Origin of the sequence: Paenibacillus nanchangensis, assembly GCF_046543445.1 — a bacterium.
In the GTDB taxonomy this organism is placed as follows: Bacteria; Bacillota; Bacilli; order Paenibacillales; family Paenibacillaceae; genus Paenibacillus_AQ; species Paenibacillus_AQ nanchangensis.
Genome location: NZ_JBHOFD010000004.1, coordinates 220,259 through 245,882, shown reverse-complemented (window position 1 = coordinate 245,882; position 25,624 = coordinate 220,259). Strand labels below are relative to the sequence as shown.

Annotated in this window: 21 protein-coding genes; 13 read left to right on the top strand and 8 right to left on the bottom strand. The window is 55.8% G+C overall.

The window, feature by feature from the left end:
• Positions 1 to 713 precede the first annotated feature (713 nt).
• From ACE6ED_RS04680 to ACE6ED_RS04635, 10 genes are all read left to right on the top strand, one after another.
• Positions 714 to 1,661: an NAD(P)-dependent oxidoreductase gene (locus ACE6ED_RS04680; protein WP_410825842.1), complete on the top strand. Its 948-nt coding sequence runs from the start codon at positions 714 to 716 to the stop codon at positions 1,659 to 1,661.
• Positions 1,662 to 1,758: 97 nt separating this feature from the next.
• Positions 1,759 to 2,775 (top strand): DUF4362 domain-containing protein, encoded by a 1,017-nt coding sequence (locus ACE6ED_RS04675; protein ID WP_410825841.1) that lies wholly within the window; start codon positions 1,759 to 1,761, stop codon positions 2,773 to 2,775.
• A gap of 54 nt (positions 2,776 to 2,829) precedes the next feature.
• Positions 2,830 to 3,492 carry a hypothetical protein gene (locus tag ACE6ED_RS04670; protein ID WP_410825840.1) on the top strand — a complete coding sequence of 221 codons (663 nt, stop codon included), beginning with the start codon at positions 2,830 to 2,832 and terminating at the stop codon, positions 3,490 to 3,492.
• Between the two features lie 191 nt (positions 3,493 to 3,683).
• Positions 3,684 to 4,490, top strand: a complete 807-nt coding sequence (locus tag ACE6ED_RS04665) for a hypothetical protein (RefSeq protein ID WP_410825839.1) — start codon at positions 3,684 to 3,686, stop codon at positions 4,488 to 4,490.
• A gap of 195 nt (positions 4,491 to 4,685) precedes the next feature.
• On the top strand, positions 4,686 to 6,800 hold the full coding sequence (locus tag ACE6ED_RS04660) for an ATP-binding protein (protein WP_410825837.1): 2,115 nt from the start codon (positions 4,686 to 4,688) through the stop codon (positions 6,798 to 6,800).
• Positions 6,797 to 8,083, top strand: a complete 1,287-nt coding sequence (locus tag ACE6ED_RS04655) for an HD domain-containing phosphohydrolase (protein ID WP_410825836.1) — start codon at positions 6,797 to 6,799, stop codon at positions 8,081 to 8,083. The genes ACE6ED_RS04660 and ACE6ED_RS04655 overlap by 4 nt, the downstream gene beginning before the upstream one ends.
• Positions 8,084 to 8,254: 171 nt before the next feature.
• Positions 8,255 to 8,881 (top strand): SGNH/GDSL hydrolase family protein, encoded by a 627-nt coding sequence (locus ACE6ED_RS04650; protein WP_410825834.1) that lies wholly within the window; start codon positions 8,255 to 8,257, stop codon positions 8,879 to 8,881.
• Positions 8,882 to 9,040: 159 nt separating this feature from the next.
• Positions 9,041 to 9,787 (top strand): type I methionyl aminopeptidase, encoded by a 747-nt coding sequence (map, locus tag ACE6ED_RS04645; protein ID WP_410825833.1) that lies wholly within the window; start codon positions 9,041 to 9,043, stop codon positions 9,785 to 9,787.
• Between the two features lie 287 nt (positions 9,788 to 10,074).
• On the top strand, positions 10,075 to 10,497 hold the full coding sequence (locus tag ACE6ED_RS04640) for an Rrf2 family transcriptional regulator (protein WP_410825832.1): 423 nt from the start codon (positions 10,075 to 10,077) through the stop codon (positions 10,495 to 10,497).
• Between the two features lie 178 nt (positions 10,498 to 10,675).
• Positions 10,676 to 11,542, top strand: a complete 867-nt coding sequence (locus ACE6ED_RS04635) for a VOC family protein (protein ID WP_410825830.1) — start codon at positions 10,676 to 10,678, stop codon at positions 11,540 to 11,542.
• A gap of 186 nt (positions 11,543 to 11,728) precedes the next feature.
• Here the strand turns inward: ACE6ED_RS04635 and ACE6ED_RS04630 are convergent, their stop codons facing one another.
• Complete coding sequence (locus ACE6ED_RS04630; protein WP_410825829.1) at positions 11,729 to 12,484, bottom strand: MBL fold metallo-hydrolase; 756 nt, start codon at positions 12,482 to 12,484, stop codon at positions 11,729 to 11,731.
• Positions 12,485 to 13,093: 609 nt separating this feature from the next.
• Here ACE6ED_RS04630 and ACE6ED_RS04625 point away from each other — a divergent pair.
• Positions 13,094 to 13,942: a DegV family protein gene (locus ACE6ED_RS04625; RefSeq protein ID WP_410825828.1), complete on the top strand. Its 849-nt coding sequence runs from the start codon at positions 13,094 to 13,096 to the stop codon at positions 13,940 to 13,942.
• A gap of 66 nt (positions 13,943 to 14,008) precedes the next feature.
• Here the strand turns inward: ACE6ED_RS04625 and ACE6ED_RS04620 are convergent, their stop codons facing one another.
• The 3 genes from ACE6ED_RS04620 to ACE6ED_RS04610 form a co-directional block, all read right to left on the bottom strand.
• Complete coding sequence (locus ACE6ED_RS04620) at positions 14,009 to 14,431, bottom strand: threonine/serine exporter family protein (protein ID WP_410825826.1); 423 nt, start codon at positions 14,429 to 14,431, stop codon at positions 14,009 to 14,011.
• A gap of 51 nt (positions 14,432 to 14,482) precedes the next feature.
• Complete coding sequence (locus tag ACE6ED_RS04615) at positions 14,483 to 15,247, bottom strand: threonine/serine exporter family protein (protein ID WP_410825824.1); 765 nt, start codon at positions 15,245 to 15,247, stop codon at positions 14,483 to 14,485.
• 205 nt (positions 15,248 to 15,452) lie between these two features.
• Positions 15,453 to 16,715, bottom strand: coding sequence for a DNA polymerase IV (locus ACE6ED_RS04610; protein ID WP_410825822.1), 1,263 nt, complete (start codon positions 16,713 to 16,715; stop codon positions 15,453 to 15,455).
• A 272-nt stretch (positions 16,716 to 16,987) separates the two neighbouring features.
• Between ACE6ED_RS04610 and ACE6ED_RS04605 the strand changes: the two genes are divergently transcribed.
• Positions 16,988 to 17,188, top strand: coding sequence for a hypothetical protein (locus ACE6ED_RS04605; RefSeq protein WP_410825821.1), 201 nt, complete (start codon positions 16,988 to 16,990; stop codon positions 17,186 to 17,188).
• A 227-nt stretch (positions 17,189 to 17,415) separates the two neighbouring features.
• Here the strand turns inward: ACE6ED_RS04605 and ACE6ED_RS04600 are convergent, their stop codons facing one another.
• On the bottom strand, positions 17,416 to 17,934 hold the full coding sequence (locus tag ACE6ED_RS04600; RefSeq protein ID WP_410825819.1) for a DUF3231 family protein: 519 nt from the start codon (positions 17,932 to 17,934) through the stop codon (positions 17,416 to 17,418).
• A 343-nt stretch (positions 17,935 to 18,277) separates the two neighbouring features.
• On the bottom strand, positions 18,278 to 19,156 hold the full coding sequence (locus ACE6ED_RS04595; protein ID WP_410825817.1) for a helix-turn-helix transcriptional regulator: 879 nt from the start codon (positions 19,154 to 19,156) through the stop codon (positions 18,278 to 18,280).
• A 162-nt stretch (positions 19,157 to 19,318) separates the two neighbouring features.
• Between ACE6ED_RS04595 and ACE6ED_RS04590 the strand changes: the two genes are divergently transcribed.
• Positions 19,319 to 21,313, top strand: a complete 1,995-nt coding sequence (locus tag ACE6ED_RS04590) for a glycoside hydrolase family 127 protein (protein WP_410825816.1) — start codon at positions 19,319 to 19,321, stop codon at positions 21,311 to 21,313.
• Positions 21,314 to 21,441: 128 nt separating this feature from the next.
• Here the strand turns inward: ACE6ED_RS04590 and ACE6ED_RS04585 are convergent, their stop codons facing one another.
• Together ACE6ED_RS04585 and ACE6ED_RS04580 are read right to left on the bottom strand one after the other, a co-directional pair.
• On the bottom strand, positions 21,442 to 23,877 hold the full coding sequence (locus ACE6ED_RS04585; RefSeq protein ID WP_410825814.1) for a GH36-type glycosyl hydrolase domain-containing protein: 2,436 nt from the start codon (positions 23,875 to 23,877) through the stop codon (positions 21,442 to 21,444).
• A gap of 331 nt (positions 23,878 to 24,208) precedes the next feature.
• On the bottom strand, positions 24,209 to 25,267 hold the full coding sequence (locus ACE6ED_RS04580; protein ID WP_410825813.1) for a LacI family DNA-binding transcriptional regulator: 1,059 nt from the start codon (positions 25,265 to 25,267) through the stop codon (positions 24,209 to 24,211).
• Positions 25,268 to 25,624 lie beyond the last annotated feature (357 nt).

Here is a 25,624-nt window from a genome sequence, read left to right as displayed (position 1 = left end):
AAATTTCCGGACTCAGATGCACCTATTTACGCAGAGAATCCATAGTTTGTATGTTTTCGGCACGAATAACGGAACTGGAGTCCGCCAAGGCATACCAAAGCCCAAAAATTTCAGAAATAACGGCCGCTGGGTCCGGAAAGACCTCCGTATCGCGTTCTATGGTAATCCGCTGCGGGTGTGTCACAGGAGAGGATTCGTTACAAAGGGTTATGTATAATGGAGATCGATCTGACAATAAACAGGTGACCTCGCCACACCCGTCCCAACTTGGCACTCTACCCATTCATACGGATTGACAGATTGTGCAATGTTATTGTACTGCAATCAGACTAGCAGGGAAGACACGATTCAGCTACCTCGAAACGATTCAGTTTCCTCACTCAGACTTATGAATTCGCAGAGTATTTCCTTAATTCCCCTAATTCCCCTAATTTACAGTTTGCGTACACACCCTAATGGATCACCCTAAAACTTATTTTTTTCAAAAGCTGATGCTTCTTCGACTCAAAACCGCGTGTCATGACTACAGTCCCTTCGGCGATGCCAAGCGGCCCATTACCAGCTGCAAAGCAGTGGTCCGGCAGGACGCGCGTAGGCGGCCGAGTATATTTTGACCGGCTGCCCAAGACTCGCCTGACCTTAACCAGGCTATCAATTTTACAAATATCACTAAAACTATTATTGTAAAAACAAAGAAATGGAGGTATTTTACAATGAAAATTCTTCTAGTAGGCCATTTTACACAAACTTCAAAAACAAATATTATAAATTATTTTCCTAATGACTGGGACATTGTGATTGTGCCGCCGGGAAAAGAAATGCTGCAACATATTGAAGACTGCCAGGTCATCATCCCTGAGCATGTCAAAGTGGATCGCGGCTTACTTTCCATGGCAAAAAAATTGAAGCTGGTACAGACGGGCGCAGGGTATGACAATGTAGATGTTGATACCTGCACAGAACTAGGGATTTGGGTAGCTAATGCGGCAGGAGTGAATGCGCAGGCGGTGGCCGAGCATGTAATGGCGCTGATATTGTCTTATTATAAAAACATACCTTACCTTGATAGATTCATGAAAACCAGAATAGATGAAAAACAATTGGATTATACAGGAGGTGAATTGGGAGGTAAAACAGTAGGGATTATAGGCTTTGGTGCTGTCGGTAAAAAAGTAGCTGAGTTTTGCAGGGTTTTTGATATGAATGTGCTGGTTAGTACTAGACATGCCGCGGTACAACCTGACAGCTTTGTAAAAATGACGGATTTCGATCATCTTGTAGGCGCATCAGATATAGTCACTGTACACACGTCACTGAATCCGCAAACCAAACAGCTGATCGATAAAGGAGTATTCCAAAAGATGAAGAATACCGCACTTTTTATCAATACGGCTCGCGGCGGGATCGTCAATGAAAATGACTTAATAGCTGCTTTAAAAGATAAAGAAATTTCAGGAGCATGTTTGGATGTGTTTGAATCTGAACCGCTTTCAATTTACAGCGAACTAAGGGAGCTGAGTAATGTCATACTTACTCCCCATACTGCCGGCATGCCGGATGGCGTCAAGTTGCATAAAAAAAGATATGATTTCTTTGTGAATAATATAAAACATATAGAAAACGGTGAAGAACCTGAAAGCAAGCTTAATCAGGTGTTATAGTTCTTTAACAGGAAAGGCAGCCTAACGCTTTATTTTCTCCGAACGCCCGCAACTCTCGCAGCGGCAGCTTCGTCTGAAGGGGAAAAGGGAGGATACGATGCGATTGGCAAAATGGAGCGCGATGATTGCGGCATGCGTCCTGCTGGCAGGCTGTATGGGCGGACAAGGGACCGGGCGGGAGGCCGCGCCGTATGCTGCGGAACCGCAAGTGGCGGGTACGGCTGCGCCGGATGCTGCAGCTGCGCGAGCCACGGAGGTGACTGCCCCGGATACTGCATCTGTGCAAGTCACAGGAACAGCTTCCCCAGACGCTGGGGTTCCACAGGCCACGGGTACGGCTGCGCTGAACGCTGCGGTTCCACAAGCCACGGGAACAGCTGCCGCTTCGTTCCACAACCCGGCGCATGATACCGGCTCCGGGGGAGCGGCATCCGTGAGAGAGGAGCGGGTGCGGCTTACGCTGGGCGGTGTCTTCGGCTCGGTCAGTCCACACCCTTATGGCGAACTGCGGGAGCCCGAGGCGGTGCGGGCTTTTGAAGAAGCGATCCGGACAGCTGAGCGTTACCCCGGCGAGCTGGATCTGACCGAACCGCTGTATGATGCGGTCATCGAGGGCCAAAACGGACCGGTTTCCATCCATTTATGGCTGGATGAAGCCGCGGAATCGGGAATGTTCACTTATACTGAGGATACGGGAACCGGTTACCAACTAACGAAAACCTCCGCTCATACTTTGCGGCAATTCATAGAGACGGTCGACTACAGGTGGGAGGACGCCCGCCGAAACGGCGATGTTCTCCACACGCCAGGCGGAACAGAGAATGTGGAGAAATGGACGGCATTTCTGGATCGTCTTGAACACAAGCAGCCAGCGTCGGTGCGGATCGCTGCGTTTACGCTGGAAGGGGACCCGGTGTTCTCCGTGCTGGATTATGACGGCACCCGGATCCGCTACATCTACGATAACCGGCTTGATGCCTTCGGCGATGCCAAGCGGCGCATTACCAGCTGCAAGGCAGTGGTCCGGCAGGACGGCGCACAGGCGGCCGAGTATATTTTGACCGGCTGCGGCGACAAGGCGCTTAACCATGCGGTACTGCAAGTCGCCAAGTGAAGTGTTTTTGTTTTTTTCAGGCTAAGAGAGATGGATTTTGGGGGGGTAACTGCATTGAAACTGTATCAGATCAAAAGCGGGCCGCCGGGAAGCGGGCGGCTGGAGCATTTTCTAAAAGAAAACTACGTCGCTCTCAGTGGCGGCCCGCTATCCTCAAAGGTTCATGAATCCGGCGCAGCCGAGCGGCTTGCTCAGCCTGCGACTGCAAGCGGGAACCATGCGGAAGATCACCAGGAGATCCCCTCCAGGCCCGGGGATGCGGGGGCGCTTGCTTCCTTCATCTTGTTCACCAGCGGGATGAAGGACGGCGACTTTATTTTGCTTGATGGCGGGGAGTATGTGCATTTGGGCGACATCGGTGAATACTTCTTCGACGACAGCCCGGAAGCGTCGGCGGCAGGCACGCAGCACCGGCGCGGCGTGACGTGGCTGAGCCGGATTCCGAAGACGGCGCTTGGGGCTCAGGCGGCGGAACTGGTGGCGGAGCCAGCAGCCGTATCCGCCGCCCGTTTCTCCTGGGAAACGTCCGGACTGGCGCGCTGGCTGCCGGAATGGCATCCCGCGGCGGGCACGGCGGCTCCGGCCGACCACGACTACGGGGTCGACCCCGAAACGATTGCGGAAGCGCTGGACGTGCTGAAACAGGCTTTGCGAAGCGATTGTCCGGACCGGCGCGTGAGGGCTGCGGCTGCGATTTTGCGGTATGCGAAGAAGTGAATACACGAATGTAGCTCTAACCGGCCGGCAAAGCCTCCTCTTGCCGGCCGGTCTGCTTTTTTAATGCTAACCCGGACTATAGGCCCGCAGATGCAAAAAGTCTGGCGCATACAGGAAAAATTAACTATAATGAGTCGTTGGACACACCCGGATTTGCCGGGGCGGTATTTTTTCAGCGATGGGGGAACGGAATGTCGAAGCTTTGGAAGTTTAATCTGCTGCTGCTGGCTGTTATAGCAGTGGTGCTATTGATGATGAACAAGCCGGAACCGGAAGAGGAGCCGGTGGCGGAACCGGCTGCAGCCCCGGCTCCATCAGTCGTGGTCCTAAACGAAGTGGAGCGGATTTTCGGTTACACTGGTGCGGGGCCGGCCAAGCCCGGGGAAAGCGAGCTGCTGCACCTGACCAAAGCGCTTACAGTAAAAAATCCTCACGATTATCCCGTTACCATCGGCGGAATTTCGACTCGGATTATTGATTCCGGCGGTGAAGAGCTGCTCTACAGCACGGCGGAGGATCTGTTTTGGGCAAGCGCCCGGCGCACGCTGCAGCCGGGAGAGACAGCGCATCTTGCCGCCACCGGTATGGTGCCGGAGCTGTCGTTCCGCGAGGATTACGGGCACAGTGAATCTGAATGGAATGTATACAGGGAGGACGGGGCGGACCCGTATACGCTGCTGGACGTCTTGGAGTTTGCCTACCGGTTTGAGGAAACGGACTCGGGGAACACCTGGTTGAAGGTGGACGCACTATTCGGGAATTCTTCAACCATTAACGTGGATACAACCAAGTTGGAAGCCATTGTCGAATTTTATGATCATGACGGTGCGCTGATCGGGGGCGATACGGCGACTGGTCTTACCAGCCGGGTGGAGCGGATCCGGCCTGGCGAACAGAAGCGGATTGACTTTGACGCCGCTCTGATCGGCAAAGAAATTTCGCAGGATATCGGCGCTGTGAAGATCTATGCCGGGTGCGGTAACTGCAGAGCAAGATAAACCGGTGAAGACAAGAGCGGAGACCGGATGTTTTTACCCGAATCGTATAATGGAAGCAAGGCTGTCAGGGGAGGATTGACAGTCTTGTTTTTTTGTTGTAATTCGGCACGAAGCATTATAGAGTTAGATTACAGCCCACAGATTGGCGGGTGTGATAAGGCCTAATCCCTTACTTTATACCTAAAAAGGAAGAACATGATGCCACGGACTGCTAACAAATGGTTGCTTACTGTGCTGCTGTTGATCCTTGCCCTGACGTTGGCGGGATCCGGGCGGGATACCGCTCTGGCGGCGGCCGCCGAAGCGGAGCGGGGGAGCATCGACCTGTCGGGACCGCAGGCAAGCGGCGGGAATACGCCGGCGCTGAACGGCGAATGGGAGTTTTACTGGAACCGGCTGCTGACGCCGGAAGATTTCGCGGCCTCCGGACCGGCGGAACCGCCGGATTTTATCCGGGTTCCCGCCTTCTGGCATAAAGAGGAAGCCGCCGGTTCGGGGAGCGGTCACGCAACCTACCGGCTGCGGGTCCGGCTGGGAGAGGACGCGGCAGGCAAACCCTACGCGTTGTACATGCCTTACGGCATTGAATCCGCTTACCGGCTCTGGATTAACGGGGAGGAGGCGGCGGCAGGCGGCAGGACCGGCACCTCCCGCAGCGCAATGGCGGGCAAATACGAACCCCGGGTTGTACCGTTTACGGCCCGTGCCGACAATGAAATCCTGCTGCAGGTATCCAACTATGTGCAGCGGACGGGCGGCGTGTGGGACCCGATCCGCATCGGGGAAGCCGAGGCGGTGAACGCTTTTTGGAACAAGCGGAGTACATCAGAGCTGTTCACGGCAGGAGCCATCGTCATGATGGGACTGTACCATCTTGGCCTGTTTTCGCTTAGGCGCCAGGACCGGGCGCCGCTGTATTTTGGCGGATTTTGCCTGTTATTAGGACTGCGGTCCCTGTTTATGGGCGAGGTGTACGTGAACCAGCTGTTTCCGGGGCTCGGGTTCGAAGGCTACAAGAAGCTGGAGTATCTCGGACAGTATCTCAGCCCGGCGTTGTTTATTTTGTACGTGCAATCGCTGTTTCCTAAAGATATCCATAAGACGATGGTGCGGATTCTTGTTGGCTTTGATCTGCTGCTGGGCGTGCTCGTTCTGGTGCTGCCCGCTTGGCTGTTTACGTATACGCTGCCTGTCAGCCATGTATCGCTTGCCGTGTATGCGCCTTATGTCATCTATGTGTTTATCGCGGCGGCCAGACGCGGGCGGGAAGGCGCTTTGCTCTGCTGCATCCTGTTTGGTGTGATGGCTTTGACCATCGTTAACGATTTGCTTTACTACAACAGCTGGATCGCCAGCCTGGATATGACGAAGTTTGGCCTGTTTGTGTTTATTTTCGCCCAAGCGTTTCTGCTTTCGATCAAGTTCTCCAAAGCATTCCGGTCGGTTGAGCAGCTGTCCGCGAAGCAGCGGATGTGGTCGCAGGAGCTGGAAGCGACGGTCGGGGAACGGACCCGGGAGCTGACCACAACGCTGGATGATTTGAAAAACGCGCAGAAACAGCTGGTCGAATCCGAGAAAATGGCCGCGCTTGGGGCGCTGGTCGCCGGCATCGCGCATGAGATCAACACGCCGGTTGGCATCAGCGTCACCGCTTCTTCGCATCTGGGGGAGAAAACACGGGAGATGGAAGAACGTTTCCGCGAGAACCGGCTCAAAAAATCCGACCTGAACGCCTACCTGCAGCTGGTGGATGAATCGGCGCGGATTGTGTCCACGAACCTGGCACGGACCGCGGAACTGGTGAAAGGCTTTAAGCAGGTCGCGGTGGACCAGTCCACCGAGCTTCAGCGAAGCTTTGACGTCAAAGCCTATCTCCGCGAGGTGCTGGTCAGCTTGGGGCCGCCGCTGCGGAAGTGCGGGATTGAGGCCGTGCTTTCCGGGCCGGACGGGCTTACGTACCGCGGAGATCCGGGGGCGTTTTCGCAAATTTTGACCAACCTGGTCATGAATTCGATCACCCATGCGTATGATCCGGGGCAGCCGGGGACGATCCGGATTGAAACCGGCGAAGAAAATGGCGGCCTGTATCTCCGGTATGCCGACGACGGCAAAGGGATGACGCCCGAGGTGAAAGAACGCATTTATGATCCGTTTTTCACGACAAACCGGGCCGGCGGCGGAACGGGCCTCGGCATGCACATCATTTACAACCTGGTATCCCAATCCCTTGGCGGCACGATAGAATGCGACAGCGAACCGGGAAAAGGGACGATATTCACGATTCATATTCCTGTAGGGGAGACGGCATGATGATCAATAACGAGGAAGACTACGAGCGGATCGAAGGCGCACCGGGGGCAGATGAAGCCATCATGGCTCCCGGAGCGGAAGCGGAGGATGAGACGCCGTTGTTTGCCGGGGAAGCGGAAGATGAGACGCCGCTGTTTGCCGGGGCGGAGGCGGAGGGAGAAGCGCTGCTGTTCGCCGGGGAAGCGGAAGACGAAGCACTGCGGTTCGCTGAAGAAGAGGAAGAAGCGGGCCGGGAAGCGGCGGAGGCCTGGAAGGTGCTGGTTGTCGATGATCATGACGAAGTGCACCGGGTTACCCGCATGGTGACCGCTGATTTCAGCTTTCAGGAGCGGCCGTTGTCCCTGCTGCATGCCTATTCCGGTGAAGAAGCGATCCGGATGGTTCAGCTGCATCCCGATCTGGCGGTGATCCTGCTGGACGTAGTGATGGAGCGGGACGACTCCGGCCTGCAGGTGGTCCGTTATATCCGGGAAGAGCTGCATAACCGGGAAGTGCGGATTATTTTGCGCACCGGGCAGCCGGGCGAAGCCCCCGAGACGCGGGTGATCACCCAATACGACATCAACGATTATAAGGAAAAAACCGAGCTGACCTCCCAGAAGCTGTTCACCGCGCTGATTGCTTCGCTCCGGAATTACCGGGATTTGAAGACGATCCAGAGCCTGCACGAGGAGATCGACCAGACGCAAAAAGAAATTATTTTTACCATGGGCGAAATCGCCGAAACCCGTTCCAAGGAGACCGGGAACCACGTCAAACGTGTCGCCGAATACAGCAAGCTGCTGGCGCTGCGGTACGGGCTGAGCGAGGAGGAAGCCGAGCTGATCCGGCTGGCCAGCCCCATGCACGATGTGGGCAAAATTGCCATTAGCGACAGCATTCTGAACAAGCCGGGCCGGCTTACCTCCGAGGAGTTCGAGATCATGAAGACGCACTCCAGGATCGGCTACGATATGCTGAAGCATTCGACGCGCAAAATCATTAAAGCCGCGGCGGTCATCGCCCTTCAGCATCATGAAAAATACAACGGCACCGGCTATCCGTCCGGACTCCGGGGCGAAGACATTCATTTGTACGGCCGGATCACGGCCGTCGCGGACGTATTCGACGCGCTGGCGAGCGACCGTGTCTACAAAAAAGCGTGGGAGCCCGAGCGCATCCGGGCGCTGTTCCGGGAGGAGCGGGGAGCGCATTTTGATCCGGAGCTGACCGACCTGTTTTTGGCCCATTTTGACGAGTTTTGGGCCATCAAGGAGCAGTATACGGATGGGGTTGTTTTTTAAAGAGCGGGGGCATATTTTTGACTCGATTCAACTGTAAAAATACACCTTCCGAGATAAAATAGCGTTTTCACATTCTGCGTAATTTGCTATAATAAACCAGGTTAACAGGGCCGGTCCATGACTCTTTCCGGGCGAAGGCTCTGCTATACATACTCGGGGAGGAATGGAATCATGCTGCTGAAAGACAATGATGTGATCCTGTTTCAGGGAGACAGCATTACGGATGCGGGACGCCATTATGAAGACGGTGTTTCGCTGGGAACGGGGTACCCGCTGATGGTGGCCGGACGGCTCGGCGCGCTGTATCCGGAGAAGAAACTGACTTTTATTAACCGGGGGATTTCAGGCAACCGGGCGGTGGATCTGCAGCAGCGCTGGGACCGCGACTGTCTTGATCTGAAGCCGACATGGGTGTCCATATATATCGGAATCAACGACACCTGGCGGCGTTACGATAGTAATATGCAGACCACGGCGGAGCAGTATGAAGCTTCATACCGTGACTTGCTGGACCGTACCCGCGAGTCGCTGGACGCGAAGCTCGTCTTGATCGAGCCGTTTGTGCTGCCCGTGCCGGAAGACCGGAAGACCTGGCGGGAAGACCTGGATCCGAAGATTGACGTTGTCCGCAGTCTGGCCCGGGAATACGGGGCGCTGCTGGTTCCGCTTGACGGGTTGTTCGCGCAGGCCTCAACCCGCGCGGAGTGCGCTTTCTGGGCGCCGGACGGCGTACATCCGTCCCCGGCTGGACATGCGCTGATTGCCGAAGCCTGGATGAAGACGGTAGGCGCGCTGTAAGCGTCCACTGGTCTGTTATATGCTGCTTACAGATGCCGCTCCCTGCCGGGGGCGGCTCTTTTTTTGACCCGCCGGCTGTCCGGGGCGTATGATAAACAGATAACGAAGCGGCGTTTCGGGCATAGACTATAGGAACGACGGCAAAAGGAGAGACAGCATATGATTATCGAATCCCCAGCGGATTTGGAAGGCTTGAAGGCGGCCGGACGGGTGGTCGCCCAGTGCATTGCCGAAATGAAGCGGCAGGTTCGTCCGGGTATGACGACGGCGGAGCTTGACCGCATCGGTGAAGAATTTTTATCCCGCCACGGCGCTTTGTCCGCCCCAAAGGCGATGTATGATTTTCCGGGCGCAACCTGCATCAGTCTAAACGAAGAGGTTGCTCACGGCATTCCCGGAAAGCGGGTCATCAAAGCCGGCGATCTCATTAATATCGACGTCTCGGCGGAGCTGAACGGCTATTACAGTGATTCGGGCGTCTCTTTTCAGCTTACGCCCAGCGACGAACGGGTGGAGCGGCTGTGCCGGAGCACCGAAGAGACGATGATGGCGGTTATCCGCCACCTGCGGGCGGGAATGAAAGTGAACGAAATCGGCAAAGTGATGGAGCTGGAGGCCAAAAAACGCGGGTACAAGGTGGTACGCAACCTGTGCAGCCACGGCATCGGCAGAGCGCTGCACGAGGAACCGTTTGAGATTTTGCCCTATTATCATCCACGTGACACCATGATCCTTCAGGACGGCCAGGTGATTACGGTGGAGCCATTCCTCACGAAAAGCGCCCAATTTGTTGAGCAGCAGGCGGACGGCTGGACACTCACGCTGCCGCGCGGCGGCCGGGCGGCGCAGTTCGAGCACACGATCGTCGTAACCAGGGAAGAGCCGATGATTTTGACGAAGGCCTGAGGTTGGCCTGCTGCGGCATGGGATAGTGCGCTGCGGCTTGGGATCATGCATCCTGAAGGCGTCTAAGAATGGGGGAAGGCGCTGTGCGATGCCGGGAAAGCAAAAATATGCGGAGCGCGCCGCCGAAATGCGAACACGGAAGCGGGTGCGTACGGTTAAGAATCGGTTGTCCGGGCAGATGCAGGCCCGTCCCTTCCGCCGCTTGACAATCGGAGGTATAATTGTAACTATAATTGTTGCATGTCTTCCCCGGCAGGGGAGGACGGAAGCGGAAAGGAAGGATGCGCATGAGCGGCATCAATACCCGGTTTGCGGTCGGCATCCACATTATGACTTTGCTTGAAGCAAATAAGGACGAAAAATGCACCTCCGAATGGATTGCGGGCAGCGTAAACACCAACCCGGTGGTCATCCGGCGCATCACGGGAATGCTTCACAAGGCCGGGCTGGTTGAGGTTCGTCCTGGTGTGGCCGGAGCCAAGCTGGCCCGGAGCGCGGACGAGATCACCTTGCTGGATATTTACCGGGCAGTGCAGGCCGCACCGGAGAACGCGCTGTTTGGCGTTCACGAGCAGCCCAATCCTGAGTGTCCCGTCGGCCGGAATATCCAGCAGACGATCATCCCTATTTTTGCGGAAGCCCAGCAGGCGCTGGAAAATGTGCTCGCCCGGACAACGCTGACCCAGGTGATGAATGGAATGCCAGTATAAAACCAATGATATAACTGCAGACGAAGGCGTGTGAACAACGCGGACGCTGTTAGGAAAGCCGGAGGCGGAAGAGAAGCTTCCGGTTTTTTGTTGAATTCATTGACAAAGAAAAATAATGTTACTATACTAAATATAGTTACTTGTAACTGAATTGATTACAAGAAGAGGAGTGTTTGTTATGACATCGACCGCGGTACTGCCTGCCGATACCCGGCTTGGAAGCGTACAGATCCGGGTCAGCGAGCTTGAACGGTCCATTTTGTTTTATGAAAAAGTTGTGGGGCTTAAACTGCTGAGCCGGGAAAAAGACCGGGCGGAGCTGACGGCGGACGGGCGTACTCCGCTGCTCATTCTCAGACAGATTGCAGCACCGCGGCCGCTGGGCCGAAGCTCGGCTGCCGGGCTGTATCATTTTGCCATCCTGCTGCCGGACCGTCCGAGTCTGGGGCTGGTCCTCCGGAATATGATCGATGCGGGGATTCATATCGGCCAGGGCGACCATCTTGTGAGCGAAGCGCTGTATATTCAGGATCCGGACAACAACGGGATTGAGCTGTACGCGGACCGGCCGCGCAGCGGATGGAAACGGGACAGCGAGGGGTATTATGTGATGACCACAGATCCTGTGGACGTCGACGGGCTGCTGGCCGCATCGGCAGGACTCGTCTGGAACGGACTGCCGGCAGGGACCGTAATCGGTCACGTTCATTTCCATGTAGGCAACCTGGAACGCGCCAGAAGCTTTTATTGCGGTGTTCTTGGCTTCGAACTGACGGCTTATTATGGCGGTGCGGCCCTGTTTGTGTCCGCCGGCGGCTATCACCACCATGTCGGCCTGAATGTATGGGCGGGCGAAGGGGCGGCGCCTGCGCCTGCGGATGCGCCGAACATTGATTTTTTCACCATTGTGGTGCCGGACCCGGGTGATTTTGAAGTGATCCGCCAGCGGGCGGCTGCCGCCGGGGTGGAAACGGCCGAAGACAGCGGAATGCTGACGCTTACTGATCCGTGGAACATTGGCATCCGGATTGTGGCGGCTGAATAAAGAAGACAAAAAGCGCCCTAGGCTTGTATGCCCTGGGCGCTTTATCGCGTGCAAATGCGTGAATTGACGTGTTATGGTGTTATTCAGCCAATTGATCGCAATATGGCCGATTGCATTCCATCCCGTTCAAACGGAAGCCTACGAGCAGGATTCGCCGCTAATGCCCTTCTTATTCTTCCGTGCGGCTCAGCAGTGTGGTTTCGCTTTGGCAAGCGCCGCAATCCGCTTGTTCGCTTCCCCCCGGTACCATCCGCCGTGATAGCAGATGACCGAATCGATATCATAATCCGCCAGCTTGCGCAGCGAATCAAGCGCCGTTTCCATATCCGGCGTAGCGGCGGGGTCCGGTCCGAACAGGACGTCTCCGGCTGTCGTCAGCGCGTCGCCAGCGATCAGAATACGGCTTGGCCGGTGATACAGGCTGATATGCCCCGGACTGTGCCCGGGGGTATGAATGACGCAGAGCCCGCCTTCCAGTTCGTCGCCGTCCGCCACGACTGTGTTAACCGGCGCGTGCGGCGGGTGTTTTAACACCCGGAGAAATGCCTCACGCCAGGGTGCGGGCAGATCCGGCGGAAGCATGGATTCGGCGGCGGCCAGCGCTTCAGGGGTATGCTTGAGCAGCATCCGCTGCCCTTCGATGTAGGGGCGTTCCAGTTCATGGGCGAGAACCGTGATCCCTTTCTCTTTTAGCGCCAGAAGTTCCGGCAGGCTTCCGATATGGTCGAGGTCCTGGTGGGTGATCATAATCGCATCCAGTTGATCCGCTGAAATCCCCAAACCGGCCAACGCGTCCATCAGCCGGGTTCCGAGACCGGGATAACCGGTATCCACCAGCATGGCACGTTCTTCGCCGTACACAACGGCCGGGTAGATCCGGTCGGTTCCCCCCATTACCTGGACTTCCAACTCCAGCATTTCAATCACCGATTTATTGTACAAAACCGTCCCTCCTGAAGATATGATAACGGCTGGCCAGCCAGAAACAATGTCTATCATATACAAAGATTAGGAGTATATCAATACATAAATATTTTATTATAACACATAAATTTTATTTTGTCAATAGTTAATTTAAGTCCCGTAATGCTGATTATCTGCCAAATGATCTTGCCTCATCCGCAGCGGATGACTTTCCAAGCCTCAAAACTTCGGTAGCGGAACAGCCGTATGAATTAGCCCTGTTTGCCGGCGAACCGAAGACCTGAATACGCTAGGCTTCACAAAACAAAACTGCACTGCAAGCCCCCAGGTGGTGCTTAGCCAGTTGGAATAAATATCCTGAAAAACCGAGCGGGAACGAAATATTTTAAGAATTATGGCAAAACATTGAAGAATATCAAGATAAACCGGCTCAGACAGCCAAAAATCGTTTTTGTGACTGTTTTAGCCCTGTATGCTCGGTTATAATGCTGGTGTAACCCCGGAACCGGGCAAAATTTGATTCGCCCTATTTGTTTGTGGGAATATAGATAGTAACAACCTTCCGGGGAAGCCGGCACCTGACCGCTGGCCGGGGGAGAGAGCCAAGAAAGAGAGACGTGATGCATCATGAAATCTATCGCATGGGTAACCGACAGCACCAGTACGCTGGACGCGGACTTTGCCAAAGCGAACCATATTTATATCGTTCCGCTCCGGCTGATCGTAAACAACGAAGCATATAAGGAAAACATCGATATTACGGCGGAAGAGTTCTATGAACAGATGAGACGGCATGAGCAGGTCGGCAGCTCTCAACCTCCGATCGGCGAATTCATAGAGCTGTATGAAGATTTAAAAGACAAATACGACGAGATCATCGCTATTCATTGTTCTTCCGCGCTGAGCGGCACCTACCATACCTCCATGCAGGCGGCTGAAATCGCCGAAGCCAACGTAACCTGCATCGACTCTGAAGCCGGAGCGTTTCCGCTCCGCGAGATGATTATGAACGGTGTCGAGTGGCAGAAGCTGGGCTGTTCGGTGCATGAGATCAAGGAACGGATCGAGCAGATGATCCGCGGCATGACTTTTTATCTGATGCCGGCCAGCCTGACCCAGCTTCACCGGAGCGGACGGGTTACGGGGCCCCAGCTTGTGCTGAGCCAGCTGCTGCGAATCCATTTGCTGTTGAAGTTTGATGAGGGGAAAGTCATCGTGGAGGAGAAGATCCGTTCCTTTAAGAAGACGAAACAGCGGCTGCTTGAACACCTGAAAAAAGATTTTGCGCTGATCAAAGACGTCTGCATCATGCATGCCAACAACAAGGAAGAAGCGCAGCGCCTGGAGGACGAAATCCGGGAGATGAATCCGGAGCTGCGGACCGAAGTGATGCCGTTTATTCCGGTAGCCGGTATTCACGCGGGGGAAGGAACACTTGCACTGGCCTGGATTCGGCAGCGTCCTGCTTTTGCCTGAGAAGGGGAAAGCAACTATCATCGCACACTCATTATAAAAAAAGGGCCGTCCCTTCCGGGACCGCCCTTATTTGCGTATACGGCGAAACATTTGCCCGAGCACCTCGCTCAGCACGAGCCCGGTCGCGATGGCGCCCGACAGCATTAAAGCCTGGACGGCAATCTGAACTGCTGTAATGTATTCCTCCTCCACAAATTTGCGCATTGCGTCATAGGCGAGACCGCCTGGCACAAGAGGAAGGATGCCTCCAACACTGAAGATGATGACGGGCATTTTGAACGAGCGGGCGAAAAACTGGCTGACGACTCCGACCAGCAGCGTCGCGCCGAAGGTGGCGACGATCGGCTTCCATTCGGGATCGAGCAGCAGGTACATCAACCAGCCGACCATGCCCGCAAATCCGCACTGCACCAGCGCGCGTCTGGGCACGTGGAACAGCATGCAGAAGGTGGCGGAAGCGAGGAAGCTGGCGACAAGCTGCAGTATCATGGACGGTTAACCTCTTTCTTGTATACAGTGGTGAAGCCGGGGCCCCTGACCCTAGAACAGCGACAGCGCAAGGCCGATACCCGTCCCGATGGCAAAGGCGGTCAGAAAAGCGTCGGCGCCTTTGGATAAACCCGAGACAAGATGACCGGCCATCAAATCACGCACCGCATTCGTGATCAGCAGCCCGGGAACAAGCGGCATAACCGAGCCGATGATGATTTTGTCCGTTTCACGGCCCACTCCCCACTGCACGCTGAAAAAGGCCAGCAGTCCAATCAGAAACGCGGCTGAAATTTCGGCAAAAAACTTGATCTGCACGAGCCGGTGGAGATAGACCGCCGCCATGTATCCAAACCCCGAAACGAACAGCGCCGGCAGCGCGTCCTGCAGGCTTCCTTTGAACATAACGGTGAAGCAGCCGCCCGTAACCGCCGCGGCGGCAATCTGCATCCAGACAGGGTAGACGTGACCCGCCTGGTCCACCGACATCAGCCTGGCGCGGGCTTCGTCCGGTGTGAGCGCCTGCTGGCTGAGCTGACGGGAGATGTCGTTGACGTCGGACACCTTGCGTAAATCGGTCGTCCGGTCGGCGATCCGGAACAGCTTGGCCGGCTCCGTGGGGCTGGTCGCAAACATAATGACGGTCGGGGTGACATAGCTGTGCGCCCCGGGGTAACCAAGCGCGGCCGACATTCTGGACATGGTGTCCTCCACGCGGTAGGTTTCCGCCCCGTTTTGCAGCATAATTTTCCCGGCCAGCAGACACAGATCAACGATATCCCGATCCGGCTCTGCTTGCGTTGCTGGACGTTCCACTGGTCCCAAATCCTCCCCTTGAATGTTATATCTCCGATTGTCGCCCCGAACCGGAAAAAATTCAAGTCCTTCTTTTGCCTGCTGTTAGTTCCGCTTGTCTCTGCCGTTTAAATCCGCTGCCTATGGGCCACCAAACGATACCCCGGCATGGAAGGGGAGGGGGAAAACCGCCTCCCGAAACGAACCGTCCCGGCGCCTGGGGCGCCTATTTGTAGTGCCCGCCGATTTTGGCGGCGCGGTCCTTCATTTGCCCCGCGCCGGTGAAGGAGGCGGCCCGCCCGATGATCGTATCGCCGTATTTCCGCTTGAGGCTGTCCGTAGCCCGCTCCAGCTCGCGGATGCGGGGACGGGGCTCAAACAGGGTCAGCTGGTACTGATTTTCGTCCGACAATCCGGACAAACTGATACCGACCCGGCGCACCGGCTGGCCGTCCCAGTGGCGGCGGAACAGCCGCATGGCCGCTTCGTACACAAGATTGGTGGCGTTTGCGGGGTCCGGCATCGTCTCCTGGCGGGAGAAGCCTGCCGGCCGGTCGAAATCCGCGCCCCGGCAGCCGACCGATACCACGGAGCCGTTTACCCCGAGGGTGCGGCAGCGCCGGCAGACAAGCTCGCACAGCTCCAGAAGGACAATTGAAATTTCCTCCATTGTGCGGTAATCGCGCGGCAGCGTCATCTGGTGGCCGACGCTTTTGGGCGGCTCCTCGTGCGTGTGGGGATTGACCGGACTGTCGTCCATGCCGTTGGCGATGCGCCAGTACAGTTCGGCGTCAATGTCGGCTTTGCGGCCAAAGCGGGCGCGCATACGCCGTTTCAGCTCGCCGAGCGGAAGCTGCGCCAGGCTGCCAATCGTCGGCAGTCCCATTGCTGTGAAGTGGGCGGCCATCCGCCCGCCCACCATAAACAGGCTGCGGATCGGCAGAGGCCAGAGCAGGTCGGGCAGCTGTTCTTTCGGAAGGGTAAAGATACCTTCGCCGTTTTTTTTGGCCCACAGGTCGCATGCCATCTTGGCCGTTACCTTGGAGTAGCCGATGCCCACCCGGGTATACACCCCGGTATCCCTGCGGATCCGGTCCTGAATAGCCGCCGCGATTGCTTTGGGGCTGCCGAACAGCGTCCGGCTCCCGGTCACATCGATGAACTGTTCATCGATGGAGTAGGGCTCAACCAGGTCGCTGAATGTGCGCAGGATATCCGTGATTTGAGCCGAAACATCGATGTAATGCTGCATGCGCGGTTTGGCGATAACCAGGTCCGGACATTTGGCTAGCGCTTCCTGCAGCGTTTCGGCCGTCGTCACCCCGGCCTGCTTCGCCAGGGGGCAGGCGGCAAGCACGATGCCGCTGCGTCTTGCGGGATCGCCCGCCACAACCAGCGGGCGGCCGTTGTACCGCGGATTGGAGGCCTTTTCGACCGAAGCGTAAAAGCTCTGGCAGTCGGATAACATAATAACACGTTCCGTTTTCATTGGAGTCACTCTCCCCTAGCCGAATGTGTCTATAGCGGCTGATGCTTGGTTTTTATTATAATGGGAACATATGATCTGTCTATGTATATTTATTCCCAATCGGCATTGATTTAAGAACAAATGTTTGGTTTAATAATAATACAAACAAACGTTCGCTGTCTTGGTGATTGAACTTGCGAAGCGAGTCCGGTTTCGACGCAGTGATTCAGATATAGAGCTTGAACTGCAATATAAAGGCTCGAACAGTATAAATGAAGGGTGGAGGGATCAATATGCCGTTGAAATATATAGGCTGCGTAATGGAGATTGTATATATGGACAGGGAAGGGAAGCTTACCCAGCGCCGCGTTCGCGTCAATCGGGTGGACGGCGGACTGCTGCGGGCAACCTGCCTGGAGACAAATGGTCCGAGGACGTTTAAGCTGTCCAGTATTCTTGCCTGGAAGCCGGTTCCTCTGCGGAACGCTTCTTGACTTAAGGGAGAAGGGCAGCGTCCGGGTGTTGATCCGGGCGCTGCCCCTAATGGCTGCCGCAAGCAGTCTTCAGCGAAAGGCGCTGCTCTAATGGCTGCCGCAAGCGGTCTTCAGCGAAAGGCGCTGCCCTAATAGCTGCCGCAAGCGGTCTTCAGCGAAAGGCAGAAGCGTAGAGGCATCGGCCCTAAGCCGTGTCGCCTGCTCCGTAGTCCGAGTGGTAGTTTAACTTACGCGTGAACTAACTCGTCGCGTTTCAGTTGAAGCGGAGGAGGAATCAGCCAGCCCTTCTCTTTGTTCAGACGCAGCAGCGACAATCCCGTTGCAGCTTTTACCCCGTGGTACTTCATGAACAGAGCGCCGATATCCTCGCGGATCGACATGCCCATAATTTGGCTGCATTCCACCAAACTCACTGCTACGCTGGCCGACAGGGCTGCGGCGATTTCAGGATCGGAGAAGCGGGCGCCCATCGGGATATCCTCCAGCTTGGCGATCGGACGCTCCGGCAGCGCCGGGGAGGTAGGAATTCCGTTATCGTGCAGAATTTTATCGCACTCTTTGATTTCCTTGCGTGCCTGATCCAGCATTTCGCTGATGACTTTCTTTAATTCCTTGTCTCCGGCGTGATAATGAAACGCCTGAAGCGAGGAGACCGCGCCCTTTGCTTTGGTCGAGTACTGCCAGATGCCGTTAATTTCGCCGTAATGAAGCGGTTCGTCTTTCGGATTGCCATCCAGAATTCCCATTGTTGTTATGCTCCTTTGCAAAGTTATTAGGCCACCGTACAATAGCTTTTCCAGAGGAGGCTTACTTAATGAACACCGTTAGCAGGGAATGAGCGGAAACGGGACCAGACTGTCCGCATCATCCGTACTTGGCAGAGCGGCATGGATGGGTTGCAGAACGGGCCTGGCCGTTTTTTAACCGGGTTCAACCGGGCAAGTTTTTTTGCATCACAAGCCAGGGAATAACACATTTTACAGGTGAACTCCAAGCCAAGCAGGCCTTCGCCGGAATATCGGCAAAGGCCTGCTTGTGTTCTCGCCATAAAGCACGTTATGGAGAATAAGCGGTGGAGAGAAATTGGAATTACCGGGAGTGCCGCCTGCGGAACCGCAGCGGGGAATTGCCCATCCGCTCGGCAAACCGGCGGGAGAAATAAGGCGTGCTGCCAAAGCCCGTGCGTTCGGCGATCAGGGCTACCGGCAGCTCCGTTTTCAACAGCAGCAGCTTGGCCTGCTCCAGCCGGTAATCGGTCAGGTATTCCATCGGAGTCACCCCGTAGACGCGTTTCATACAGCGGGATAAGTAATTGTAATGAAAATGCAGCGCTTCCGACAGCGAAGCGTTAGTCAGCGGTTCGGTGTAATGGCTGCGCAGATAGGCTTCCGTCCGTTCAGCCAGTTCGAGCGCGTGCGTCCGTCCTGAATCGTGGCGGGACAGGTCAAGGGAACGCAATAGTTCTTCAAAGATCCGCTGCTGCTCCCAGACGGCGCTGGAGCGGCGTTGTCCGGCCAGCTGCAGCAGCAGCTCGGCGAGTCCCGTCCGTCCGGGCGTATCGGGACCGGGTCCAGGCCCAAATTGGGGCAGGCGGATGAAATAAGGAGAGACGCCAAAGCGGTCCGTATGGTCCACACGGTTCAGCGGTACGACATCATCTTCTGTCTGCCGCCAATCGCCAATCGTGCGGAAATGAATCCAGGTAAATGACGTCTCTTCCCGGCACGGCTCGGCCGCATAATGATAGCGGTCCGGCAGGAGCAGAAGCATGTGTCCTGCGGGAACCGCCCACCGTTTCTTTTCTTCTCCCATATAAAGTGCGCCTCGCTCGACCAGCAGCAGGTCGAACAATCCGATGCCCGCACGGTTTGGATGCTGTTCTCCGGGCGCATATACCGTCCGTCCGCATTCGATGAAGTAAGGAAAGGGCGGAGCGGCCAAATGGATCAGAGGGGAATCAACGTACATAACAAGAGCCTCCTTAGAGTAAAAACCAGGTCCGATTAACGGGCTCTGAACAGTGTGAAATTAGACAAAAAACGAGTTGAACATTTGGCTGTTTCGTATTTATTTTACACCTTATAATGGGATCTATCGAGGTTCAAATCACGCAGAAAGGAAAGATGCGCAATGGAGAACACCGCGGCAGGCATAACGCCAAACGCCAATACACATGACAAACCGGGAACAGGGATAAACGTCCGGATCCGGGATGAGTTCTGGACCCATTATATCAAACTGGTACAGGAGGTTGTTATCCCGTATCAATACGAGGCGCTGCATGACCGGATTCCGGGCGCGGAGCCAAGCCGTGCAGTGTCGAATTTCGAAATTGCCGCAGGACGCAAGCAGGGCGAATTCGGCGGTTTTGTGTTTCAGGACAGCGATGTAGCCAAATGGCTGGAAGCAGTCGGATATTCCCTGCAGCTGGAACGCGACCCGGAGCTGGAGCGCCGGGCGGACGAATTGATTGCCCTGGTCGGGGAAGCGCAGCAGGAGGACGGCTACCTGAATACGTATTTTACGATCAAGGAGCCGGGCCAGCGCTGGACGAATCTTAACGACTGCCATGAGATGTATGTGGCCGGACATTTTATTGAAGCCGCCGTCGCCTATTACGAAGCAACCGGCAAACGGGAGCTGCTTGATATCATGTGCCGTATGGCGGACCACATCGATTCGGTGTTTGGACCGGAAGAAGGCAAGCTGAAGGGATACGACGGACACCAGGAAATTGAGCTTGCGCTTGTGAAATTGTATGGGCTTACAGGGGAAGAAAGGTATTTAAAGCTGAGCCAATTTTTTATCGACCAGCGGGGGACGCAGCCTCACTTTTTTGTCGAGGAGTGGGAACGGCGCGGAAGAATGACGTTTTATGGCGGGCCTACGAATAAAATCAATCTGGAGTACAACCAATCCCATCTTCCCGTACGGGAGCAGAAGGAAGCGGTAGGGCATTCCGTGCGCGCGGTCTATATGTATACCGCAATGGCTGACCTGGCCCGGCTGACCGGCGATTCGGAGCTGGAGCAGGCCTGCAGGAGACTGTGGGATAATATCCAGAACAAACAGCTGTACATTACGGGCGGAATTGGATCGACCCATCACGGAGAAGCGTTTACCTTCGATTACGACCTTCCCAACGATACGGTATATGCGGAGACCTGCGCTTCGATCGGACTGATTTTTTTCGCAAAACGGATGCTCAACCTTTCGCCGGATGCGCGGTTTGCGGATGTCATGGAACGGGCGCTGTACAACAATGTTTTGGGGTCGATGGCCCAGGACGGCAAGCATTATTTCTACGTCAATCCGCTGGAGGTATGGCCGCAAGCCTGCACCTGCAATCCAGGTAAACATCATGTCAAAGCACAACGCCAGGGCTGGTTCGGCTGTGCCTGCTGTCCGCCGAATGTCGCCCGGCTGCTTACTTCGCTGAACCGGTATATCTATACCGTTCAAGGCGACACGATCTACACCGACCTCTATATCGGCAGTGAACTGACTGCCGATCTGCCGCAGGGAACGGTCCGGGTAACCCAGGTCACGGAATATCCTTGGGACGGCAAAATTGTCATGGAAATCGAGCCGGATCAGGAAAAAACGTTTGGGCTTGCATTGCGGATTCCCGGCTGGAGCGGAAGCGGGATCAAGGTAAACGTCAACGGGGAAGAACTGACCGCCGGGGAAGAATCGGCGCAGGTACGCCAGGGATACATGGTGATCCGGCGCAGCTGGCGGCAGGGTGACCGCGTGGAGGTACAGCTGCCGATGGAGCCGTTCCGGGTATATGCGCATCCTCAGGTGCGGGCCGATGCGCGCAAGGTCGCCGTTCAGCGCGGACCGCTTGTCTACTGCTTCGAGAGCGCCGATAACGGCGTTAACCTTGGCGCACTTGCACTGAAGCAGGATTCGCCGCTGACGGATGCTTACGACGCATCGCTGCTGGGCGGGGCGGTAACCATCGGAAGCCGGGGCAGCCGGCTGGAGGAGTCCGAAGCGGAGCAGGGTCTGTATACCCGGTCGCGGCCGGCCGTCAAGGAAGTTCCCGTCCAAGCGGTTCCTTATTATATGTGGGGGAACCGGGGAGACGGAGAAATGCGGGTGTGGGTGGAAGAAGAATAGACCCCGTGGATACACAACAAACAGACCGGATTGCCCAACAGGACAATCCGGTCTGTTTCAGTTCAGGAACCGTGCAGCGTGCATACCAAGTATCTAGGCTGCGTTCGGATTCATCATTTATTGTTCGATTAACCCAGCTCCACTACGACACGGTGTACGCCGCCGTCGCTCGCAGGGGTAATGACGTTGCCTTCCACCGGCTGGCCGTCCAGCGTCAGACGGGCTACGCCTTTGGAGACGTGCTGCGGATTTTTCACTTCGATCACATAGGTGTCGCCGCGGAAGACACGGGTGATTTCAAAGCCATCCCACTCGGACGGAATGCACGGATCGACCTTCAGGCCGTCAAAATCAGCCTGGATGCCGAGAATCGCCTGGGTAATCGCCACATAGTTCCAGGCGGCGGTGCCGGTCAGCCAGGAGTTTTTCGCTTCCCCGTGGCGAACCGCGTCACGGCCGGCGATCATCTGCGAATAGACGTACGGCTCGGTGCGGTGAATTTCGCTGATGTCCTCCAGGTAAGCCGGCGCGATTTTGGCATACACTTCAAACGCCCGGTCCCCTCGACCCAGTACAGTTTCCGCAATCATGATCCAAGGATTGTTGTGGCAGAAAATTCCCGCATTTTCTTTGTAGCCCGGCGGATAAGTCGAGATCTCGCCAAGGTTCAAATAGTATTTGGAATACGGCGGCTGCTGCAGCACGATACCGTATTTTGTATCCAGACGTTCCTGCACGGAGTTCAGCGCCTTGGCGGCTTCTCCGCCTTCGACACCGATACCGGCCATTACGCAGATACCCTGCGGCTCGATAAAGATCTGGCCTTCTTCGTTTTCCTTGCTGCCGATTTTATCGCCATAGTGGTCGTATGCGCGCAGGAACCAGTCGCCGTCAAAACCGTGGGACAATGTGGTCTGGCGCATTTGTTCGATTTTCGCTTCGGCGTCTGCCGCCAGCTCGGTAAGTCCGCGTCTGCGGCAGAGTTCGGCATAGTCAGGACCAACAAAAACAAACAAGCCGGCAATAAAGACGGATTCGGCTACACGGCCTTCGATATTGGCGGTTGTCTGGAACGATTCGCCCGGTTCTTTGGAGAAGCAGTTCAGGTTCAGACAGTCGTTCCAGTCGGCGCGTCCGATCAGCGGCAGGCCGTGTGGCCCGAGGTTGTTCGTGACATGCTCAAAAGAAACCTTCAGATGCTCAAACAGGGTAGCCGTGTTGTCCGGGTTGCTGTCGAACGGCACCTGCTCATCCAGAATACTGGTGTCGCCGGTCTCTTTGATGTAAGCGGCGGTGCCAAGGATCAGCCACAGCGGATCGTCGTTGAAGCCGGTGCCAACTTCGTTGTTGCCTTTTTTGGTCAGCGGCTGGTACTGGTGATACGCGCTGCCGTCCTCGAACTGGGTCGCAGCGATATCGAGGATACGTTCTCTTGCACGCTCCGGAATCTGATGCACGAAGCCAAGCAAATCCTGGTTGGAGTCGCGGAAGCCCATGCCGCGGCCAATGCCGGATTCAAAATACGAAGCGGAACGGGACATGTTAAAGGTAACCATGCATTGGTACGGGTTCCAGATGTTCACCATGCGGTTCAGTTTGTCGTCGCCGCTGTTGATCTGGTATTTCGACAGCAGGTTATCCCAATAAGCAGCCAGATCGGCAAGTGCTGCGTCGACCTGGGCATCGGTTGCGAAACGCTCGATCAGTTCAAGCGCCGGTTTTTTGTTGATGACGTTCAGCGCTTCCCACTTTTCTTCCTCAGGGTTCTCGATATAGCCCAAAATAAAGATCAGGCTTTGCTCTTCACCCGGCGCAAGCGTCAGGTTCAGGGCGTGGGAGCCGATCGGAGACCAGCCGCTGGCCATGGAATTGGTTGCTTCGCCTGCGGCTACCGCCTGCGGATGCTCCAGTCCGTTGTACAGGCCGACAAACGATTCGCGGTCGGTGTCGAAGCCGTCGATCGGACGGTTAACGGAATAGAAGGCATAATGGTTACGGCGCTCGCGGTATTCCGTTTTGTGATAAATCACGGAGTCCTGAACTTCCACTTCACCGGTGCTCAGGTTCCGCTGGAAGTTGGTCATGTCATCCTGGGCGTTCCAGAGACAGAATTCAGCGAACGAAAACAGCTTGACGGTCTTCGGCGCGCTGCCTGTGTTTTTGACGACAAGGCGGTGGATTTCGGCGTTAACGCCCAGCGGAACAAACGCCAGCTGATTCACGGAGATGCCGTTCCGTTCGCCGGTGATGGACGTATAGCCCAGACCATGGCGGCACTCGTAGAAGTCGAGATCGCGTTTTACCGGCATCCAGCCGGGGGTCCAGAAATCGCCGTCATCATACAGGTAGTAGTAACGTCCGTTGGAATCAAGCGGAATGTTGTTGTAACGGTAACGGGTTAATCTTCTCAGACGCGCGTCCCGGTAGAAGGTGTAGCCGCCGCCGGTATTGGAAATGAGGCCAAAAAACTGCTCGCTGCCGAGATAGTTGATCCACGGGTAAGGTGTTTTGGGTGTATTGATTACATATTCTTTACGGGAATCGTCAAAGGTTCCGAATTTCATGAGAAAAGGTCTCCTTTCGTTTGTGAACGCGCGTTTACAGGTGTCAAAAAAAATACATCGACGGAAAAAGGGGCATAAGTCAGGCGGTGCCGCAGACCCTGCCGCGAATGAATCTGCCGTCTCGTCCGCCGTAGTTGAAGGCGGACGAGACGGCAGCCCGCTAAGGGTAGCTTGCTGCTGTCAGCCGAGCTAAAAAAAATGGCTATCCTGGCGTTGGCTGCCGGGTTGAAAGGGCAGGGTGGTAGCAGCTCCCGCCTCTGCTCAACGCTGCCGTCCCCGCACTCCGGCTATCGGTAGCAGCGCGCCGGTGCTTAAGAGCATCCCGGCAGCCTTAGCGGGCCGCCGGAGGCAGGCAGGAGTCGCGGACGACAAGCCGGGCCGGAAAGCTGACCGTGCTGAAGGTCGGCTGTCCGGATCCGCACAGCTCGATCACCTTCTCGACGGCCGTCCGCGACATGTCGTAGATCGGCAGCCGGACCGAAGTCAGCTTCGGCGTGATGCGGGAAGCTAGCTGGATGTCGTCAAACCCCGCGATCGACATCTGTTCCGGAACGGCGATTCCATGGTTGGACAGCGCTTCCAGCGCCGAAATGGCCATGTCGTCGTTGGCGGAGAACAGGGCGGTCGGGAGTGTTTCCCCCGAATCCAGCAGGCGGGCAACCTCTTCGTACGCCCGGTCCTTCAGGAACTCGCCTTCCAGCAGGTACGGCTCCCGCACCGGCAGGCCGTGCTTGTTTAGCGTGTCCACGAATGCGGCGTACCGCTCGCGTCCGGAATAGGTGTTCATCCGGCCGCGGATCATGCCGATTTCGCGGTGGCCGAGCCCGATCAAATATTCGACCGCTTCGGCCGCACCTTCGTAGTCTTTGGAGTTCACAACCGCCAGATGGTTTTTGTCCAGGTGTTCGGACATGATTTCGGCGATGTCGTAGTCAATCAGCACCAAGGGCGCGTCCAGACCAACCATTTCGCGGACGATGTCGATGTCCTTCTGCGTGCCGACGATGATGCCGCCGTCGATCCGCTTTTGCAGAAAGGCCTGTTTTACCTTCAAAAAATCGTCCGGCGAATACACCGTATGAATCAGAACGTAGCAGCCGCGGGCGTTGGCCGTATCGACAACGGCATCCACAAACGGAGCAAAATAATTGTTCTGATAAATCCGGTTTGCATTCTCCTTTTCGTTCATGCTGATCGCGAACAGGCCGATGGTGTCGGTGTTTTTGCCCGCAAGCGCGCGGGCGAAGCTGTTGGGCTCGTAGCGGTGCTGCTCAATCACCTTCAGCACCTTGGCCCGGGTCTCCTCGGGCACGTTCGGGTAATTGTTGATGACTCTGGACACCGTACTGCGGGAAACCCCGGCCAATTTGGCAATGTCTTCGCTGCGCATCGGGTTCTCCCCTTTCGTAAACGCGCGTTTATGACCCCATTGTAGGCGAAAACCGGACGAAGCGCAAGCGGACTTTTTCAAACGCGCTTTTAGAAAGCACTTTTTCAAACGTACTTTTTCAAGCGCACTTTTCTAACGCACTTTTTCAAACGTGCACAGAAGCTTGTCCCGATTACGGACAGCAATTGATTTGCCGCAGCTTTCAGGTACAATTAGGAAGCCAGGGAAGCCAGGGAAGCCAGAGAAGTCAGAGAAGCCAGGAAAAAGCAGTGACTGCAAAAGCGCCTAACAGGCTGGAATCCGGGGATGCCGCCGAAGAATTAACAAAAGTATTTTTGTGAAGTTATAAAGGAGAGG

Bases quoted from the DNA above. Each gene is read 5' to 3' on its own strand.
- ACE6ED_RS04680 (WP_410825842.1), top strand. From the start codon at position 714: ATGAAAATTCTTCTAGTAGGCCATTTTACACAAACTTCAAAAACAAAT.
- ACE6ED_RS04675 (WP_410825841.1), top strand. From the start codon at position 1,759: ATGCGATTGGCAAAATGGAGCGCGATGATTGCGGCATGCGTCCTGCTG.
- ACE6ED_RS04665 (WP_410825839.1), top strand. From the start codon at position 3,684: ATGTCGAAGCTTTGGAAGTTTAATCTGCTGCTGCTGGCTGTTATAGCA.
- ACE6ED_RS04660 (WP_410825837.1), top strand. From the start codon at position 4,686: ATGATGCCACGGACTGCTAACAAATGGTTGCTTACTGTGCTGCTGTTG.
- ACE6ED_RS04655 (WP_410825836.1), top strand. From the start codon at position 6,797: ATGATGATCAATAACGAGGAAGACTACGAGCGGATCGAAGGCGCACCG.
- ACE6ED_RS04650 (WP_410825834.1), top strand. From the start codon at position 8,255: ATGCTGCTGAAAGACAATGATGTGATCCTGTTTCAGGGAGACAGCATT.
- map (WP_410825833.1), top strand. From the start codon at position 9,041: ATGATTATCGAATCCCCAGCGGATTTGGAAGGCTTGAAGGCGGCCGGA.
- ACE6ED_RS04640 (WP_410825832.1), top strand. From the start codon at position 10,075: ATGAGCGGCATCAATACCCGGTTTGCGGTCGGCATCCACATTATGACT.
- ACE6ED_RS04635 (WP_410825830.1), top strand. From the start codon at position 10,676: ATGACATCGACCGCGGTACTGCCTGCCGATACCCGGCTTGGAAGCGTA.
- ACE6ED_RS04625 (WP_410825828.1), top strand. From the start codon at position 13,094: ATGAAATCTATCGCATGGGTAACCGACAGCACCAGTACGCTGGACGCG.
- ACE6ED_RS04620 (WP_410825826.1), bottom strand. From the start codon at position 14,431: ATGATACTGCAGCTTGTCGCCAGCTTCCTCGCTTCCGCCACCTTCTGC.
- ACE6ED_RS04610 (WP_410825822.1), bottom strand. From the start codon at position 16,715: ATGAAAACGGAACGTGTTATTATGTTATCCGACTGCCAGAGCTTTTAC.
- ACE6ED_RS04605 (WP_410825821.1), top strand. From the start codon at position 16,988: ATGCCGTTGAAATATATAGGCTGCGTAATGGAGATTGTATATATGGAC.
- ACE6ED_RS04600 (WP_410825819.1), bottom strand. From the start codon at position 17,934: ATGGGAATTCTGGATGGCAATCCGAAAGACGAACCGCTTCATTACGGC.
- ACE6ED_RS04595 (WP_410825817.1), bottom strand. From the start codon at position 19,156: ATGTACGTTGATTCCCCTCTGATCCATTTGGCCGCTCCGCCCTTTCCT.
- ACE6ED_RS04590 (WP_410825816.1), top strand. From the start codon at position 19,319: ATGGAGAACACCGCGGCAGGCATAACGCCAAACGCCAATACACATGAC.
- ACE6ED_RS04585 (WP_410825814.1), bottom strand. From the start codon at position 23,877: ATGAAATTCGGAACCTTTGACGATTCCCGTAAAGAATATGTAATCAAT.
- ACE6ED_RS04580 (WP_410825813.1), bottom strand. From the start codon at position 25,267: ATGCGCAGCGAAGACATTGCCAAATTGGCCGGGGTTTCCCGCAGTACG.